Consider the following 16,327-nt stretch of genomic DNA (forward strand, 5'->3'; position numbering starts at 1 on the left):
ACAGCCCAATTGGGCCGGCAACAGCATGGGTTGCGGACATAGCATCGCCTTGGGCCGTATTGCCCGTAAGCTGCCAGTCCGACGGGACCCTGCGTGAAATGGGAACCTTGGGGTGGGGCATGTGCCCCATGATCCGACGCCAGATTGGGCTGCTCACGCGGCAGCAGGGCGTCGGGTTAGGGGACACATGCGCGTTAGAGGGCGCTAAGTCAAGGGCGCGCCCGTATCGCTATGCCAAGTGAGCGGCGAAAAACGCCAGTGTACGCTCCCACGCCAGTTCGGCGGCTTCGGCGTCATAACGGGGCGTGGTGTCGTTGTGGAAACCGTGGTTCGCGCCGTCGTAAATATGCGCGGTATAGGTTTTGCCATTTGCCTTCAGCGCGGCCTCGTAATCGGGCCAGCCTGCGTTCACCCGTTCATCCAACCCCGCATAGTGGAGCAACAGTGGCGCCTGAATGGCCGGAACGTCTGCCGCTGTTGGTTGGCGTCCGTAGAACGGTACGGAACATGCCATGTCGTCATATGCCACGGCCAAGGCGTTGCACACGCCGCCACCGTAACAGAACCCAACCGCCCCGGCCTTGCCGTTGCTTAGCGGATGATCGCGGACATATTCGAACCCTGCAAAGAAATCCTCCATCAGCTTGGTGCTGTCGATCTGGCGCTGCATTTCGCGCCCTTCTTCGTCGGTTCCGGGATAGCCGCCAAGCGGGGACAGCCCATCGGGGCCAAGCGCCAGATACCCAGCCTTGGCCACACGGCGCACCACATCTTCGATATAGGGGTTAAGGCCACGATTTTCGTGTACCACCAAAACCGCGCCAAGCGGGCCTTCGGCACCGGCGGGGCGGGCCAACAGCCCCTTGATGGTGCCATTTCCATCGGGCGAATTATATTCGATCACTTCGGTTTCAATCGTGGGGTCGTCTGGCGAGACCTGTTCTGCCAAGGCGTAATTAGGCTGAAGGCTTTCCAGTACCGCCGCCGCGCTGACTCCGGCGGCGACGTATTTTGTTGCGTTGCTTAGAAATTCGCGCTTGGTCATCTTGCCATGCACGTACCCATCGAACAGTTCTAGAATGCGTGGGTCAAAATCACTGGCTTTCTTGCGTTGCATTGGCCCCTCCTGGGAAAATACCTGCCCTAGGGTAACGCAAGAGCGGCAACAGGAAAACGACGGTGCCTTCAACGTTTCGAGAGCGGGGCGCGCGTTGCTTCAAACAGCCCTTCCACACTGGGCGAATGTGGCGACTGAACAACCTTTGCAAACTATCTGAAGCGTTGTCAGGGGAAAGACGGAAAAAGCCATTTACTCTGCCGTTAGAGCGCGCATCTTGATCACGCTAGACCAGCAAACTTTGTACGGAGTTCTCATGAAACCGCTTCTTACCCTCGCAGCCACAGCCGTGACCGCCCTTTTTGCGCAGCCCGCTGCAGCGCTTGAGCTTAACGGCGGCGAAGTTCAGCTGGGATATTCCACATTTCCCGAAGAAACCGATCTGTCGCGCACGGCCCTTCAGGGTTCTGTGGAAATCGGCTTCACTCAGAAGTTTGCGGCACAGTTGGATCTAAGCCACTTTAATTTCGACTTCGCAAATGAAGACGGGCAGAACGTGACGCTGCACGCAATTTACAACGTCGGCCCCGTCGTATCCGTTGGTGCGTTTTACGGCATGGATAAAGTCGCCGATGCTGATTTGGATTTCTACGGCATCGAAGGCGGAAGCCAGACGCAGGTTTTCGATACCGAAGCGTATTTGGGTTATCTGGATGGCGATAACGACGGCACTCTTGTTGGCCTTTACGGTCGGTTCGCAGTTTCCGAAAACTGGGGTTTGTCGGCGTCCTATGACCTTGCGGATATCGATGGCGGTTCGGACGTGTCGCGCTATGCGTTCACTGTTGATTACCGGATGGCTCAGGGCATTGAGTTGTTCGGTCAGGTCGGCTCTGTCGAGATTGGGGACGACGCTGAAGCCTATGTCGGCATCGGTGCGAAATACCGCTTTGGTGCCGATGGTGGCGTGACCTTCGGTCGACGCGGTTTTCTGGAGCAGATCCCGGGCCTCTAATCACTTGGGGATAGGATGATACAGAAAGGGCCGGCGTTAGCCGGCCTTTTGCGTTTGTGCGTGCTGTGGCGGAAAGGTCAGACTGCTTAGATCAGCGGAACCAACGGCACGCCGCAGGCAGACAACATCAAAAGGGCAGAGAGGGCCAACAGGGCTTTAATCATTACACAGGTTCCGTTTCTTTGTGATTGGTTCAGGCACGCTAGAAAAAACGCGCGTGAATGAAAAGCAAGAACGCCGCCTTCGTGGGTACGAAAAGGCGGCGTTCTGTTTTTAATCGCGCTGTGCGTTAGCCTTGCAGGGGCTTAACGCTAACTTCACCCTCTTCGCGGCTTTTCATTGCCATCGCAGCTGCGTGGCTGGCAGCGGCCGTGGTGAAGTATGGGATCTTGTCATAAAGCGCCACAGCGCGGATTTCACGGCTGTCTTCGACGGCTTGCGCGCCTTCGGTCGTGTTCATGACCAATGCGATCTTACCGTCTTTCATCATGTCCACGATGTTTGGGCGGCCTTCGTAGACCTTGTTGACCACTTCACAGGCAATGTCGTGCCCTTCAAGGAAGGCCGCCGTGCCGCGTGTTGCGACGATCAGGAAGCCCATCTGGATCAACGTCTTGGCGGTTTCGATCAGCGCAGGCGTCTTGTCTGCATCCTTGATCGAGAAGAAGACATTGCCTTCGGTCGGCAGTTCAACACCCGCACCCATCTGCGCCTTCAGGAAGGCACGGGCGAAGTTGACGTCGGACCCCATGACTTCGCCGGTGGAACGCATTTCAGGGCCAAGGATCGTATCAACACCGGGGAAGCGGGCGAAGGGCAGAACCGCCTCTTTCACCGCGAAACGTTCGATGTTCGGATCGACCAGTTCAAACGAGTCCAGCTTTTCACCCGCCATAACGCGCGCCGCGATCGAGGCGATGGGGCTGTTCACAGCCTTCGCCACAAACGGCACGGTGCGCGATGCACGTGGGTTTACCTCGATCAGATAAATGTCGCCGTCTTTGACTGCGAACTGGATGTTCATCAGGCCAACCACACCCAGCGCCAGCGCCAGTGCTTCGGTTTCCCGGTGAAGCTGTTCGATAATCTCAGCCGAAAGCGAATAGGGGGGCAGCGAACAGGCGCTATCGCCGGAATGGACGCCCGCTTCTTCGATGTGCTGCATGATGCCAGCCACGTGGACCTTTTCACCGTCACACAGCGCGTCAACGTCAATCTCGGTCGCGCCAGACAGATAGCTGTCAAGCAAGACGGGGCTGTCGCCCGAAACCACCACGGCCTCTTTGATGTAACGTTCAAGCTGCGCCATATCGCGCACGATTTCCATCGCGCGGCCACCCAGAACATAGGATGGGCGGATCACAAGCGGGAAGCCGATTTCCTCGGCAATGGCCAGCGCTTGCGCGTCGGTCGATGCGATGCCGTTCTTTGGCTGCTTCAGGCCCAGCTTGTTGACCAGCGCCTGAAAGCGTTCGCGGTCTTCGGCAAGGTCGATGGCATCGGGCGTGGTGCCCAAGATTGGAATGCCTTCCTCTTCCAGCGCGTTGGCCAGTTTCAGCGGGGTCTGACCGCCGAACTGAACGATAACGCCGTGCAGGGTGCCGTTCTGCTGCTCTACGCGCAGGATTTCCATCACATGTTCGAACGTCAGCGGTTCGAAATACAGCCGGTCCGAGGTGTCATAGTCGGTGGAAACCGTTTCGGGGTTACAGTTGACCATGATCGTTTCATAACCGCTTTCTGTCAGCGCGAAACACGCGTGGCAGCAGCAATAATCAAATTCGATCCCTTGGCCGATACGGTTCGGGCCACCCCCAAGGATAACCACCTTCTTGCGGTCGCTTGGGCGTGCCTCACACTCCACCTCGCCCATAACGGGGGCTTCGTAGGTGGAATACATATAGGGCGTCTGAGCCTCAAATTCGGCGGCGCAGGTATCGATCCGTTTGAACACGGCGGTCACGCCAAGGTTCTGACGCGCACGGCGCACTTGGGCTTCGTCGCGGCCCGTCAGCGTTGCAAGGCGCGCATCGGTGAAGCCCATCATCTTAAGCTGGCGCAAGCCGTCTTCGGTAACGGGCAGACCTTCTTTGCGAACCTCTGCTTCAGTTTCGACAATCTCGCGGATGCGGGCAAGGAACCATGGGTCGAACATGGTAGCCGCGTGGATTTCATCGTCGGTCAGACCGTGGCGCATGGCCTGCGCAATCGTGCGCATGCGGTCGGGCGTTTGAACGCTGATCGCTTTGATCACGGCTGCTTTGTCTGGCGCGCCTTCGATTTCGACCTCGTCAAAGCCGGTTAGGCCGGTTTCCATCGATGCCAGCGCTTTTTGCAGCGACTCATGGATCGTGCGGCCAATCGACATCGCTTCGCCCACCGATTTCATCGCGGTCGAAAGGACGGGTTCAGAGCCGGGGAATTTCTCAAACGCAAAGCGCGGGATCTTGGTGACGACATAGTCGATCGTCGGTTCGAACGATGCCGGCGTGACCTTGGTGATGTCGTTGTCCAACTCGTCCAGCGTGTAACCCACGGCCAGCTTTGCGGCGATCTTGGCAATCGGGAAACCCGTCGCCTTGGACGCCAACGCGGATGAGCGCGACACGCGTGGGTTCATTTCGATCACGACCATGCGGCCATCGGCAGGGTTCACAGCCCACTGAACGTTCGACCCACCGGTTTCTACGCCGATCTCACGCAGCACGTTGATCGAATGCGTCCGCATGATCTGATATTCTTTGTCAGTCAGCGTCAGGGCAGGGGCCACGGTGATGGAATCACCCGTGTGCACGCCCATTGGATCGACGTTTTCGATGGCGCAGACGATGATCGCGTTGTCGGCAGTGTCGCGCACCACCTCCATCTCGTACTCTTTCCAGCCCAGCAGCGACTCGTCGATCAGGATTTGATTAACGGGGCTGGCATCAAGGCCGGTGCGGCAGAAGTGTTCATAATCGTCACGGTTATACGCAACGCCACCGCCGGTGCCGCCAAGGGTGAATGCAGGGCGGATGATTGCGGGCAGGCCCACATCTTCCAGCGCGGCCATGCATTCTTCCAACGTGTTGGCGATGGTGGCTTTCGGGTTTTCGATGCCCAGACGGTCCATCGCTTCGCGGAACAGTTTGCGATCTTCGGCCATTTCAATGGCTTCGCGCTTTGCGCCGATCAGTTCCACGTTGAATTTTTCCAGCACCCCCATGTCGGCCAACGCCAACGATGTGTTCAGGCCAGTCTGACCGCCCATCGTCGGAAGCAACGCATCGGGGCGCTCTTTCTCGATGATTTTGGCGACGACTTCGGGGGTGATGGGTTCGATATAGGTCGCATCGGCCATATCGGGGTCTGTCATGATGGTGGCCGGGTTCGAGTTTACCAGGATAACCCGGTACCCTTCTTCGCGCAGCGCTTTACACGCTTGAGCGCCGGAATAATCGAACTCGCACGCTTGCCCAATAATAATGGGACCTGCGCCGATGATCATGATGCTGCTGATATCGGTTCTTTTAGGCATGTCCCGTCCCTCGGAATGGCAAATTGCAGGGCGTTATAGACATGACGGAACGAGGCGCAAGCCCCAAGCAGCGTTACGTTGGCACGCCAGCCTGCTTAATTTCATCATGTCGCGGACGTTTAGTTACCACGGCAACGAACAATAGCAACAAGAAGCACGACATTGGGACCACAATGAACAGGTCATTGGAAAATGTTTCCGTAAGCATGACGTAGACCACCTCACTGGTGACAAAAGCCGTGATCAGCAAAAGAATCACCCCAGCGCGTTTCGCCAGAAAACCGACCAGTGCAGGCAGCATCACCAGCTGAACCAAAAAGTAGTGGGCCCAGCTAAGCGGGCCAAACAGGCTGATCAGCAAAGTCAGGCAAAAAAGCTGGACGGGCAGGCGGCGTTCCGATGTTTCTTGGGCCGTAACACGGATCAGCCAGACAAGCGCGACGGCAAACATCACCTTCGTTGTAACAGACACCACAGTCGGGACACCAAACAGCAGCGTATTGTGCCCGGTTAGGTCCGCTGGGGGCGTTAAACCCAATGCGGCCAGTGCGGCGTACACAGAAGTCTGCATCGAAAAGTTGATCGGGGTGATGAACATCACGCTTTTCACGCCATCAATCGCATTCAAAAATTCTAGATGCAGGTCAACGCCAACCACGACCAAACCAAGAATTGCGATCACAGCGCAGGTAATCACGAAGCCGGCAAAGCTGCGCCACTGGCGATTCAGCAAAAAGATAAGGGCAAGACCGGCGGGCGTCAGCTTAAACATTGCGGCAACGCCCAGCAGAACACCGGCCAGCACCCACTGTTTGCTTTGATACCGTTCAAAGGCAAGCAACGTCAGAAACACCACGATGATTTGCGGTTGAAGCTGCACGATAGCCGCCGCCGAGATCGCAGAGGTCGCAAGCAACCCAACGCTGACCAGCAGCCAAGCCCAGAACGGCATCGTAAAACGACGCACCAGCCGCCACGCCAGTATAGAAGAGGCCGCGATCATCGGAATCTCGATCAGCGCGAACAGATTGAAAAAGGCGTGCGGCGCCATCGCGTTCGAAAGTGGCGCCAGAACAGCGGCCCAAAGCGGCGGATAGATATAGGGGAATACGACCTGATCGCCCAATCCAGACGCCGCGATCGGATCAACCCATTGCGGTGGCGTGCCGCCGAAAAAACCCTCGGGCGCGGCGTAAATCAGATCGGTCTGTCCGTTGGCAAAAAACTTGCCCGCAAAATACAGCGCTGCCAAATCCGGCGGAACCACATTCCACAGCGTCGTAATTTCCATCGCGCACCACGCCGCAAGGCAGATCAGCCCGACAACGACTTTCATATCGATTTGTTTTTGCAAAAGGATAACTCTTGGCAGCGCGCTCAAAATTCGAGCGTCATGAAAAAGGAAAATAAGCGGACGGGCCTTTTTTGGTGCAATGCCACCACCATGTATAGTCCTGTCAAAATGATGCCGAAAAATCGTTGCATCTTCGCGCTAGACACAACGCGCCACGAGGGAAAGTAAGTGATGGAACGAACCGGTTTTGTACGTGCGCGGCCTTTCCCGCGTGGGGTGCTGTGGGCTGAATTCATTGGCCTTTTCATCGCGGCACCTATCGCGATGGCGGTCTTGCTTCCGGCACAGATGATGTTTTCGGTCCTGTTTTTGGTCACTGCGCTGGGCGTAGTGCTGCTTCACGTTACCGAAGGGTTTCACTGGCAAGAACTTTCGCGAAATATGAAGGCCATCGATTGGAAGGTGGTCACAGGTTTCACGCTGATCACACTGCTGATTGCCGTCAGCGTCGTTTTCAAATTCGTCCCCGAGGCGTTCTTGTTCCTACCGCGCGAACAGCCGGTTTTGATGCTGATGATCCTTGTCTTCTATCCGATCCTATCAGCCCTTCCCCAAGAGGTGGTGTTTCGGCCGCTGTTCTTTCGCCGCTATGGCCCCCTGTTGCCCAACACCTCTGCTGCGATCCTGTTGAACGCGGGCGTCTTTTCGCTTGCGCATTTGATGTATTGGAGCTGGATCGTTGCCCTAATGACATTTGCCGGCGGCGTGATTTTCGCATGGATGTACGAAGCACGGCGCAGTTTCGCGATGGCGGTGCTGCTGCATTCCATCGCGGGCTGGATCATCTTCACCGTGGGGCTTGGCGTGTTCTTTTATTCCGGCAACGTGGTGCGCCCGTTCTAAAGGTTATTCCGCCGCGCGATGCATGGTCAGCGTCCTGTCGTGGTACAGGTAATCGCGCGTTAACGGCACCGCATCCTGTTTGCGCGCCAGTTGAAACTGGAAAACCACCTGATGGTGTAACCGGAACGTCAACTCGCTAGCGACAAGGTAATAACGCCACATCCGGCAGAACCGTTCATCATAAAGCGCGCGCGCCTGATCGATGTTGGCGACAAAGCTATCATGCCAATGGCGCAAGGTTTCGGCGTAATGCAGGCGCCACACTTCGACATCGGTGGTGAACAGATCCTCTTTTTCGACGGCGGTCATGACTTCCGACATTGATGGCACATAGCCACCCGGAAAGATGTATTTCAGCACCCAAGGGCTGGTTGAACCCGGCGGGTCGGACCGCCCAATCGTATGGATCAGAGCGACACCGTCGTCGTTCAGCTTGTCATGTACATGGCTGAAATATTCGCGGTAATGGGGCACGCCAACATGTTCAAACATGCCGACCGAAACGATCCGGTCAAAGGTCTGGTCCACCTTGCGATAGTCGATCAGCCGAAATTCCACCCGATCACTTAGCCCGGCTGCTTTGGCGCGTGCGCTGGCGACCTTGTGCTGTTCTTCGGAAAGGGTCACACCCAGAACCCGCACGCCGTAATCCCGCGCCAGCGTAAGCGCCATACCGCCCCAGCCACAGCCGATGTCCAGCACCTGCATGTCAGGTTCCAACAATAGCTTTCCGGCGATATGGGCCTTTTTCTGGGCTTGGGCCTGTTCCAGCGTGTCGTCGGGATGCTGGAAATAGGCACAGGAATATTGCTTGTCCGCGTCCAGAAACAAATCATACAACGCGCCGGACAGGTCATAGTGATGGGCGACGTTGGCTTGGGCTTTGCCGATGGGGTTATATTGCTGCAAACGGCGGGCCAGTTTGCGCAGGGCAAGGTTTAACTGAATCGTCCAGTGGCTGCTGCCTTCGCCCCGGTTTCTAAGCAAAAGACCCAGAAAACCGTGCAAATCATCGCCTTCGATCGTTAGCGTGCCGTCCATATAAGCCTCGCCCAGGGCCATGTCTGGGCCAAGCAATATCCGGCGTGGCAAATCCGCGGTGTGCAGGCGAACATGAACGCCACCATCGCCGTAAGCGCGCGTCGTTCCATCGGCCAGCGTCAGCGTCAGCCCACCCTTGCGGATCAGCCGCGAAAGCATTTCGTCAAGTAATCGGTCCCACATTTGCACCCCCATCGGGCCATAGTGACCCGCCGAAATTGCGTTGCTCGACCTTCCCCAATGGGCGTTTCGCCCGATTTTATGGTTGCAGGGATAAAGTTTAAGACCTTTGATGTGTAAGTAAAGAAGGGCAGGGCGGCTGCGCGGGCTATGGCCTATCTTGAACGGGTTTGTTGGCCTTTTGGCCTTAATGCGCGGGGGAAATGCCGCACCGTCCCTTGACTTTGGCGCTTAGGAAAGGTGTATCGGCGCGACACTAGAATTAAGTCCGAGGGACGATCATGCACGCCTTTCGCAGCCACACCTGCGCCGAACTGAATAAATCGAACGTCGGCCAGACGGTCCGCCTGTCTGGCTGGGTCCACCGGGTACGCGACCACGGCGGCATCCTGTTCATCGACCTGCGCGACCATTACGGCGTGACGCAAGTCTTGGCCGACCCCGACAGCCCGGTCTTTGCCGAGGTGGAAAAGGTCCGCTCTGAATGGTGTATCCGCATCGATGGCGAAGTGAAGGCGCGTGACGAAAGCCTGATCAACCCCAAGCTGCCCACCGGCGAAGTCGAAATCTTCATCCGTGACATCGAAGTTCTGGGCGCTGCTGACGAACTGCCGTTGATGGTGTTCGGTGATCAGGAATACCCCGAAGAAACCCGCCTGCGCTATCGCTACCTCGATCTGCGCCGCGAGGTGATGCAGAACAACATGAAGCTGCGTTCGGACGTTGTATCGTCGATCCGCAAGCGCATGTGGGATCGCGAATTCCGCGAATTCCAGACGCCAATCATCACCGCATCCAGCCCCGAAGGCGCGCGCGACTTCCTTGTGCCGTCGCGTCTGCACCCCGGTAAGTTCTATGCGCTGCCACAGGCCCCTCAGCAGTTCAAACAGCTGATCATGGTTTCTGGCTTCGATAAATACTTCCAGATCGCGCCGTGCTTCCGTGATGAAGACCCGCGCGCCGACCGTTCGCCGACCGACTTCTACCAGCTTGACCTAGAGATGTCGTTTGTTGAGCAGCAGGACGTATTCGACACGATCCAGCCGGTCATCGAAGGCGTGTTCGAAGAATTCGGCGGCGGCCACACGGTTGATAAACACTGGCCCCAGATCAGCTATAAAGACGCGGCACTTTGGTACGGCACGGACAAGCCCGACCTGCGTAACCCGATCAAGATGCAGGTGGTTTCCGAACACTTCCGCGATTCCGGCTTTGCGATCTTCGCCAAGCTGCTGGAACAGGAAGGCACCGAAATCCGCGCCATCCCAGCACCTAAAGGCGGCAGCCGCAAATTCTGCGACCGCATGAACGCCTTCGCGCAAAAAGAAGGCCTGCCCGGCATGGGCTATATCTTCTGGCGCGACGGTGAAAACGGCCTAGAGGCGGCCGGCCCGCTCGCCAAGAACATCGGCCCCGAACGAACCGAAGCCATCCGCCAGCAGCTTGGCCTTGGCAAGGGCGATGCGGCCTTCTTCCTTGGTGGCAAACCGCACGCATTCGAAGCTGTCGCAGGCCGCGCGCGTGTTGAAATCGGCAACGAACTGGGCCTGACCGATAAAGACCGGTTCGCCTTCGCCTGGATCGTCGATTTCCCGATGTACGAAAAAGACGACGAAACCGGCGTGATCGACTTCAGCCACAACCCATTCTCTATGCCGCAGGGCGGGATGGACGCGCTGAACGGTGATCCGTTGGAAGTTCTGGGCTATCAGTACGATCTGGCCTGTAACGGGTACGAACTGGTGTCTGGCGCGATCCGGAACCACAAGCTGGAAATCATGTACAAAGCGTTCGAACTGGCCGGTTACGGCAAGGACGAAGTCGAAAAGCGCTTTGGCGGCATGGTCAACGCGTTCAAATACGGCGCTCCGCCCCACGGCGGTTGTGCTGCTGGGATCGACCGTATCGTGATGCTTCTGGCCGATCAGGCCAACATCCGCGAGGTCATCATGTTCCCGATGAACCAACGCGCCGAAGACCTGATGATGAACGCCCCAAGCGAGCCGTTGAACGAACAGCTACGCGAACTGTCGCTGCGCGTTATCGAACAAGACTAACCGCCCTTCGTTGGCGAAACGGGAAGGGGGCCTTTGCGGCCAGCCCATTGCAGTACATAGTGCAGCCTGGGTTTCATCGCCTTTTGGGCACTCCGCCATATAGAACGTTAGCTCCCGAAGAAAACTTCGGGAGCTGCCCGCGCTGAATGTCGCCTAAGCGGGACATTGCCGCCGTTCGTAGAAATAGTTTATTCAAACTGCATGCCAGCAAACGAAGCCAGAGTTGAGCAAAATGAGTTCTCCAAAGCGTGGCGGCGATCCTTTGGGAGGAGCCCACCTCTGGGGCATGTGCTGAGGCACGACTACTTCCAAAATTGGACGCGGTTCCACGCGCTGCCTGACTCCAAACGGTATGCAGAATGTGACGAAGAATTTGGCATTATTCTCGAACGAGCCAACACTCTCGCGGCAGAGTGTTTTGAGCAACAGCCACCTGTCTGGATTGCTACCGGATGCCTCTCGGAATTTGCCTTAGAAGACAATGATCTCCCTACTCGCATGAATATGTCGAAAGTAATGGTTTGGATCGACAAGGACGAAGCGCCGGCAGATCAACAGGAATGGTCATTTTTTGCATCCCGCGCGGAATGGACGCGAAGCTCTTTGGACGGGCTTTTTCGAGAGATCGCTGAAGATCGAGAACGAGCAGTTTTGTTTTCCGAAGGTGCTCAAACTGTGTTTGCGCCGTATGATGGAGGCTTCGACATCATCAGTTTGCAGCCCGGTAAAGTTACTCAACTCGAAAATACCTACAGCACTTGGATGTCGAGTAGATCGGATAAGTTGTAGGTAGGTCTGGGCTCGAAGCGGTCATTGCGCTTCGAGCCAGCCTTGGTTCTCAAATGCACCTTTTACTGCAATGGGCTGGCCCTTGCGGCCGCCTTTTTGTTTTTGGGGGCTTCGGCCCCATGTTATACAGGCGCGCGCGCCTCACTTTCGCCATAAGGGTCGGCTCCTTTTGGCTTAAACGCTGCGCGTGCAAAAGCAGGGGCGACATTCGTTCGCGGGAATGGTTAAAATTAGCATGAGTTACCTGATTAAGAAGACAGGTCACTGGCAGAGGTTCCACAGATGATGAAATTCACAGACCTTGCCGAGGTGCGATTTGGCACTGGCATAAGCGTCAGGCGGTCTGGCCCCAAGGATGTTGATGATATTCTGCGCCGCTTGCAGTCGCGCGACGATATGGCAGCACGGCATCCGATTGATGAATTCAAAGAAGTGCTTCCTGTTCTGTGGGAAATCCGCAAGCTGCAGAAGGTGCGCAAAGAAAAGAAGGACTCCCCAGAAGGGCTGGAGGCGCTGACAACGGTACGCGATTTGCGCAAGACGGCGCGCGACAATCAGCAGCATTTCCTGAACGCAGCCTTTCGACGGTCGATCGATACAACCGACGGCTTCCGCGAGCGTTTGACCAGGTTCTGGGCAGACCATTTCACCGTCAAAGGCAAAACCGATATCTTGCGCAACTCGGTTTCCACCTATGTGGAGGAAGCCATCCGCCCGAACATGACAGGCTCTTTTGGCGCGTTGCTTAAGGCGGCCACGACGCATGTGATGATGCTGAACTATCTTGATCAAGCGACGTCGGCGGGGCCGAACTCGAAGGCGGCGCTGGCCACCAATCGGGGGATGAACGAAAACCTTGCTCGTGAGGTGATCGAACTCCACACGCTTGGCGTGGATGCCGATTATTCCCAGACAGATGTGCATGAATTGGCAAAGCTTTTTACGGGCATGTCGTTCACGGCCGAAAAGGGTTTCCTGTTCCGCCCCTATTTTGCCGAACCCGGCGCGCTAAGCGTTCTGGGAAATACCTATGGCAGCGATACGCCCAAGATGGATGACATCTATGCCGTGCTGGATGATCTGGCCGTTCACCCCGCCACGGCGCATCATATCACGCGTAAGATCGCCACTCATTTCGTATCGGACCACCCCGACGAAGCACTGCTGACGCATATGGTGGCGGCCTACACAGGGTCGGGGGGCGATTTGCTGGCGACCTATGCGGCCATGCTGGAACATCCTTCGGCATGGGCGCCGACGCTGTCCAAGGTGCGCCAGCCCTTTGATTTTGTCGCCGCATCGCTGCGCGCGCTGGACATCCCATCCGAAGAGCTTCTGAAACTGGATTGGAAACGGACCAGAGCATTGCTGAACCTGCCCATGCGCGTGATGGGGCAAAATTGGGAAAACCCCACAGGGCCTGACGGTTGGCCAGAAGCCGCCGAAGAATGGGTGACACCACAGGGCATGGCAGGGCGCATCCAATGGGCCATGTCGGCCCCCGCATTGCTAAGCCCGGCGTTGCCCGATCCGCGCGTTTTTGTCGATTCCGCGCTGGGTGGTGCCGCCAGCGGCGACTTGCGATTTGCGGCGAATGCGGCCGAAACACGGGCTATCGGGATTGGCCTGATCCTGTCCTCACCCGACTTCCAAAGGAGATGACGATGGCATCATCCGCCATATCCCGCCGCCGTTTTCTGGCCCGCTCTGTCGCCGTTGGATGTTCGGCTGCGGCGTCGCCGTTTCTGACGCCGGTCACCTTGGCAGCGGCTCCTTGGGATCAGCGGCTGGTGGTCATCATCCTGCGGGGCGCGATGGATGGGCTGGACGTCGTGCAGCCCTATGGTGACCCGGAATTTGCCTCAACGCGCAAACGGTTGCGGTTCGGCGAAGCAGGCGGCGCGACCGACCTTGACGGGTTCTTTTCGCTGCACCCGGGGTTGTCGCCACTGACTGGGCTTTGGCTGAAAGGTGAACTTGGCTTCGCCCATGCCGTTTCCACCCCTTACCGCGACAAACGCAGCCATTTCGATGGTCAAGATTTGCTAGAGGCCGGAACCGGGTTCGATTTTGGCAATACCCAAATCCGCGACGGTTGGCTGAACCGCATGTTGCAGGCCGTTCCGGGGCTAAGCGCCCAAACCGCCTATGCCATCGGGCAAGACGAATTGCTGATCCTGTCTGGCGATGCCGAGGTTTCAAGCTGGTCACCCGATGCGCGCCTTTCGTTGTCGCCGCAGGCCAAAAAGCTGTTGGCGAAAGTGTCGCACAATGACCCGCTGTTTCGCGAAGCCCTGAACGAAGCGGTCGATATTGCCGAAAGCACCCAAGCCAACGCCGGGGTCTTTGACCCAGAAACCGATAACAGCGCTGCAGAAATGCAATCACAGATGATGGCCGTTGCGCGTGGCGAAAACCATCTGAAGGTCGTCAATTTCGCGATTAATCGCTTGCTGGAGGAAACCCGCATCGCCTCGTTCTCGATCAACGGGTGGGACACGCATAACAACCAGTCGAACGGCCTGAAAAAGCCACTGTCGCAGCTTTCCGATACGATCCTTGCGCTGAAACAGGGGTTGGGGTCCGTCTGGGGCCAGACAACGGTTCTTGCCATGACCGAATTTGGCCGCACGGTGCGTGAAAACGGGTCTGGCGGCACCGACCACGGAACGGGCGGCGCGATGATCATGGCGGGCGGTGCCCTGCGCGGCGGGCAGGTCTGGGGCAACTGGCCGGGCTTGGCGCTGGCGGATCTTTACAAGGGGCGCGACCTAACACCAACCGAAGACGTCCGCGCCTATGCCGCATCGGCCATGCAGGGCTTGTTCGGGCTGGATAGGCATGTGTTGGAAACGGCTGTTTTTCCCGGTCTTGATATGGGCGGAGTGGGGCGCATCATTCTTTAAACACCTTCCCTCGGTCACTCTGTTCCGATTAAATCGAACGAACAGACAGTGAGGGAGGCAAAGCCGTGTCACAAGATCGGAGCCTTGGTGCGCCAGTAACAGACTGGGTGCCGCCGCCACGCCCGAACGAGGTCGTGCTTGAAGGACAATACGCGCGCCTTGAAAAGCTGACGGCAGGCCAACACGCCGCTGACCTTCACACAGCCTATGCCGTTGATGATTCCCTGTGGGATTACATGCCAGACGGCCCGTTCCATTCGTCGGCCTCGTTTCATCGCTGGGCCGTTGAAGCGGCCGCCAGCAGCGATCCCTATTTCTATGCGATCAAAGATCTTGAAACCGGGCGCTTCGCCGGGCAGGCCAGTTTCTTGCGGATCGCCCCCGAGGCAGGGTCGATCGAAGTGGGGTACATCAATTTCTCTCCGGCCCTGCAACGCACCCGCGCCGCGACAGAGGCGATGTATCTGATGATGCGCTGGGCATTTGAGGCGGGCTATCGCCGGTATGAATGGAAATGCAACGCGCTGAACATCCAATCCCGCCGCGCCGCTCAGCGGCTTGGGTTCAGTTATGAAGGTGTGTTTCGCCAAGCAACCGTCGTGAAAGGACGCAACCGTGACACGGCTTGGTTCGCTGTGATCGACAAGGAATGGCCCGCACTGAAAGAAGCCTTCGAGGCTTGGCTGGCCCCGTCGAACTTCGACGCGGATAGGAAACAGATTGAACGCCTTGCTGACCTGACAGGGCTTGTGCGCGCGGCGAACGACCCGGCGCTGTGACGGGGCAGACCCTATACCGGGCCTGCCGCCTTAATCCGCGCTTCGACCAGCCCACTTAAATGGCTTAACGCAGTCTGGGCTGCCAAACCTTGGCGGCGTTCGGCAAGGCAGACGGCGGCCTCTTCCAGCGGGCTATCAGCGGCCGCCCGCGCAACGCCCGTCAGGAATTGAGAGACATAGTCCAACGTTTGCGTGTCCATGCTTGCTGCCAGGACGCTGGAAATATGAACCATATCATCACGATAGGCGAACGGATCGGGGTTGATCCTTTCGTCGCGTACGGTGCGCAGACCAACGGGGCGATCTTCTTCCGGAAGGCGCGACAGGACGGCGTGTTGGAACACGGCAAGGCTTTCGACCGGTTTGGGCAAGAAGCCATCGGCCCCTGCATTCAGGGCACGTTGTTCGGCCCCGTCGTCACCGCTTGTCGCCAAAATCGCGCCGACGCGTGGGGTTGTGGCGGCAAGTTCGGCGATCAGGCTTTCACCCGCACCATCCGGCAGCCCCAAATCGATGATGGCGACGCTGGGGCGATAAACCTGCAAATGCCGCCGTGCCGAACGCAGACAATCGGCGCGCCTGATCCGGGCACCGGATCGCAGACACAAAAGCCGCATGGCTTCGGATGCGAAGTGGCTGTCTTCCACAACCAGAATCGTCATCCCAAGAAGAGGGCGGTCTGATTGGCTGTGATGCTGATTAAGAAGGTTGGTCAGTTTGTTGGTCATGGCTGCGACTCTTTGATCATCAAGGGCAGTAAAGCGCAGGAATGCCTAATGCTTGGTAAAC

Annotated in this window: 12 protein-coding genes; 7 read left to right on the forward strand and 5 right to left on the reverse strand. The window is 57.5% G+C overall.

Annotated features, from left to right (window positions below; translation table 11 throughout):
• Positions 1 to 229 precede the first annotated feature (229 nt).
• Positions 230 to 1,117, reverse strand: coding sequence for a YghX family hydrolase (yghX, locus tag COL8621_RS02960; RefSeq protein ID WP_093965831.1), 888 nt, complete (start codon positions 1,115 to 1,117; stop codon positions 230 to 232).
• 256 nt (positions 1,118 to 1,373) lie between these two features.
• Between yghX and COL8621_RS02965 the strand changes: the two genes are divergently transcribed.
• On the forward strand, positions 1,374 to 2,072 hold the full coding sequence (locus COL8621_RS02965) for a hypothetical protein (protein ID WP_093965832.1): 699 nt from the start codon (positions 1,374 to 1,376) through the stop codon (positions 2,070 to 2,072).
• Positions 2,073 to 2,361: 289 nt separating this feature from the next.
• On the opposite strand, the gene carB is transcribed toward COL8621_RS02965, so the two are convergent.
• Together carB and COL8621_RS02975 are read right to left on the reverse strand one after the other, a co-directional pair.
• Positions 2,362 to 5,589 carry a carbamoyl-phosphate synthase large subunit gene (gene carB, locus COL8621_RS02970; RefSeq protein ID WP_093965833.1) on the reverse strand — a complete coding sequence of 1,076 codons (3,228 nt, stop codon included), beginning with the start codon at positions 5,587 to 5,589 and terminating at the stop codon, positions 2,362 to 2,364.
• A 73-nt stretch (positions 5,590 to 5,662) separates the two neighbouring features.
• On the reverse strand, positions 5,663 to 6,943 hold the full coding sequence (locus COL8621_RS02975; RefSeq protein WP_141137812.1) for a glycosyltransferase family 87 protein: 1,281 nt from the start codon (positions 6,941 to 6,943) through the stop codon (positions 5,663 to 5,665).
• Positions 6,944 to 7,114: 171 nt separating this feature from the next.
• On the opposite strand from COL8621_RS02975, the gene COL8621_RS02980 reads away from it, so the two are divergent.
• Positions 7,115 to 7,786: a CPBP family intramembrane glutamic endopeptidase gene (locus COL8621_RS02980; protein ID WP_093965835.1), complete on the forward strand. Its 672-nt coding sequence runs from the start codon at positions 7,115 to 7,117 to the stop codon at positions 7,784 to 7,786.
• 3 nt (positions 7,787 to 7,789) lie between these two features.
• On the opposite strand, the gene COL8621_RS02985 is transcribed toward COL8621_RS02980, so the two are convergent.
• A complete protein-coding gene (locus COL8621_RS02985) occupies positions 7,790 to 9,010 on the reverse strand; it encodes an SAM-dependent methyltransferase (RefSeq protein WP_093966886.1) in 1,221 nt (406 codons plus the stop codon).
• Between the two features lie 278 nt (positions 9,011 to 9,288).
• On the opposite strand from COL8621_RS02985, the gene aspS reads away from it, so the two are divergent.
• From aspS to COL8621_RS03010, 5 genes are all read left to right on the forward strand, one after another.
• A complete protein-coding gene (gene aspS / locus COL8621_RS02990; protein ID WP_093965836.1) occupies positions 9,289 to 11,064 on the forward strand; it encodes an aspartate--tRNA ligase in 1,776 nt (591 codons plus the stop codon).
• A 165-nt stretch (positions 11,065 to 11,229) separates the two neighbouring features.
• Positions 11,230 to 11,853 carry a DUF3885 domain-containing protein gene (locus COL8621_RS02995; protein WP_141137813.1) on the forward strand — a complete coding sequence of 208 codons (624 nt, stop codon included), beginning with the start codon at positions 11,230 to 11,232 and terminating at the stop codon, positions 11,851 to 11,853.
• A 282-nt stretch (positions 11,854 to 12,135) separates the two neighbouring features.
• Entirely contained in the window at positions 12,136 to 13,515 is a 1,380-nt protein-coding gene (locus COL8621_RS03000; protein WP_235823715.1) for a DUF1800 domain-containing protein, read from the forward strand.
• Positions 13,516 to 13,517: 2 nt separating this feature from the next.
• A complete protein-coding gene (locus tag COL8621_RS03005) occupies positions 13,518 to 14,759 on the forward strand; it encodes a DUF1501 domain-containing protein (protein WP_093966888.1) in 1,242 nt (413 codons plus the stop codon).
• A gap of 65 nt (positions 14,760 to 14,824) precedes the next feature.
• Entirely contained in the window at positions 14,825 to 15,538 is a 714-nt protein-coding gene (locus tag COL8621_RS03010) for a GNAT family N-acetyltransferase (protein ID WP_093965838.1), read from the forward strand.
• Between the two features lie 11 nt (positions 15,539 to 15,549).
• Here the strand turns inward: COL8621_RS03010 and COL8621_RS03015 are convergent, their stop codons facing one another.
• Positions 15,550 to 16,266, reverse strand: coding sequence for a response regulator (locus COL8621_RS03015; RefSeq protein ID WP_093965839.1), 717 nt, complete (start codon positions 16,264 to 16,266; stop codon positions 15,550 to 15,552).
• Between the last annotated feature and the right edge of the window lie 61 nt (positions 16,267 to 16,327).

The sequence above is a fragment of the Actibacterium lipolyticum genome, from assembly GCF_900184935.1.
Classification (GTDB): domain Bacteria; phylum Pseudomonadota; class Alphaproteobacteria; order Rhodobacterales; family Rhodobacteraceae; genus Actibacterium_A; species Actibacterium_A lipolyticum.

Bases quoted from the DNA above. Each gene is read 5' to 3' on its own strand.
- yghX (WP_093965831.1), bottom strand. From the start codon at position 1,117: ATGCAACGCAAGAAAGCCAGTGATTTTGACCCACGCATTCTAGAACTG.
- COL8621_RS02965 (WP_093965832.1), top strand. From the start codon at position 1,374: ATGAAACCGCTTCTTACCCTCGCAGCCACAGCCGTGACCGCCCTTTTT.
- carB (WP_093965833.1), bottom strand. From the start codon at position 5,589: ATGCCTAAAAGAACCGATATCAGCAGCATCATGATCATCGGCGCAGGT.
- COL8621_RS02980 (WP_093965835.1), top strand. From the start codon at position 7,115: ATGGAACGAACCGGTTTTGTACGTGCGCGGCCTTTCCCGCGTGGGGTG.
- COL8621_RS02985 (WP_093966886.1), bottom strand. From the start codon at position 9,010: ATGTGGGACCGATTACTTGACGAAATGCTTTCGCGGCTGATCCGCAAG.
- aspS (WP_093965836.1), top strand. From the start codon at position 9,289: ATGCACGCCTTTCGCAGCCACACCTGCGCCGAACTGAATAAATCGAAC.
- COL8621_RS03000 (WP_235823715.1), top strand. From the start codon at position 12,136: ATGATGAAATTCACAGACCTTGCCGAGGTGCGATTTGGCACTGGCATA.
- COL8621_RS03005 (WP_093966888.1), top strand. From the start codon at position 13,518: ATGGCATCATCCGCCATATCCCGCCGCCGTTTTCTGGCCCGCTCTGTC.
- COL8621_RS03015 (WP_093965839.1), bottom strand. From the start codon at position 16,266: ATGACCAACAAACTGACCAACCTTCTTAATCAGCATCACAGCCAATCA.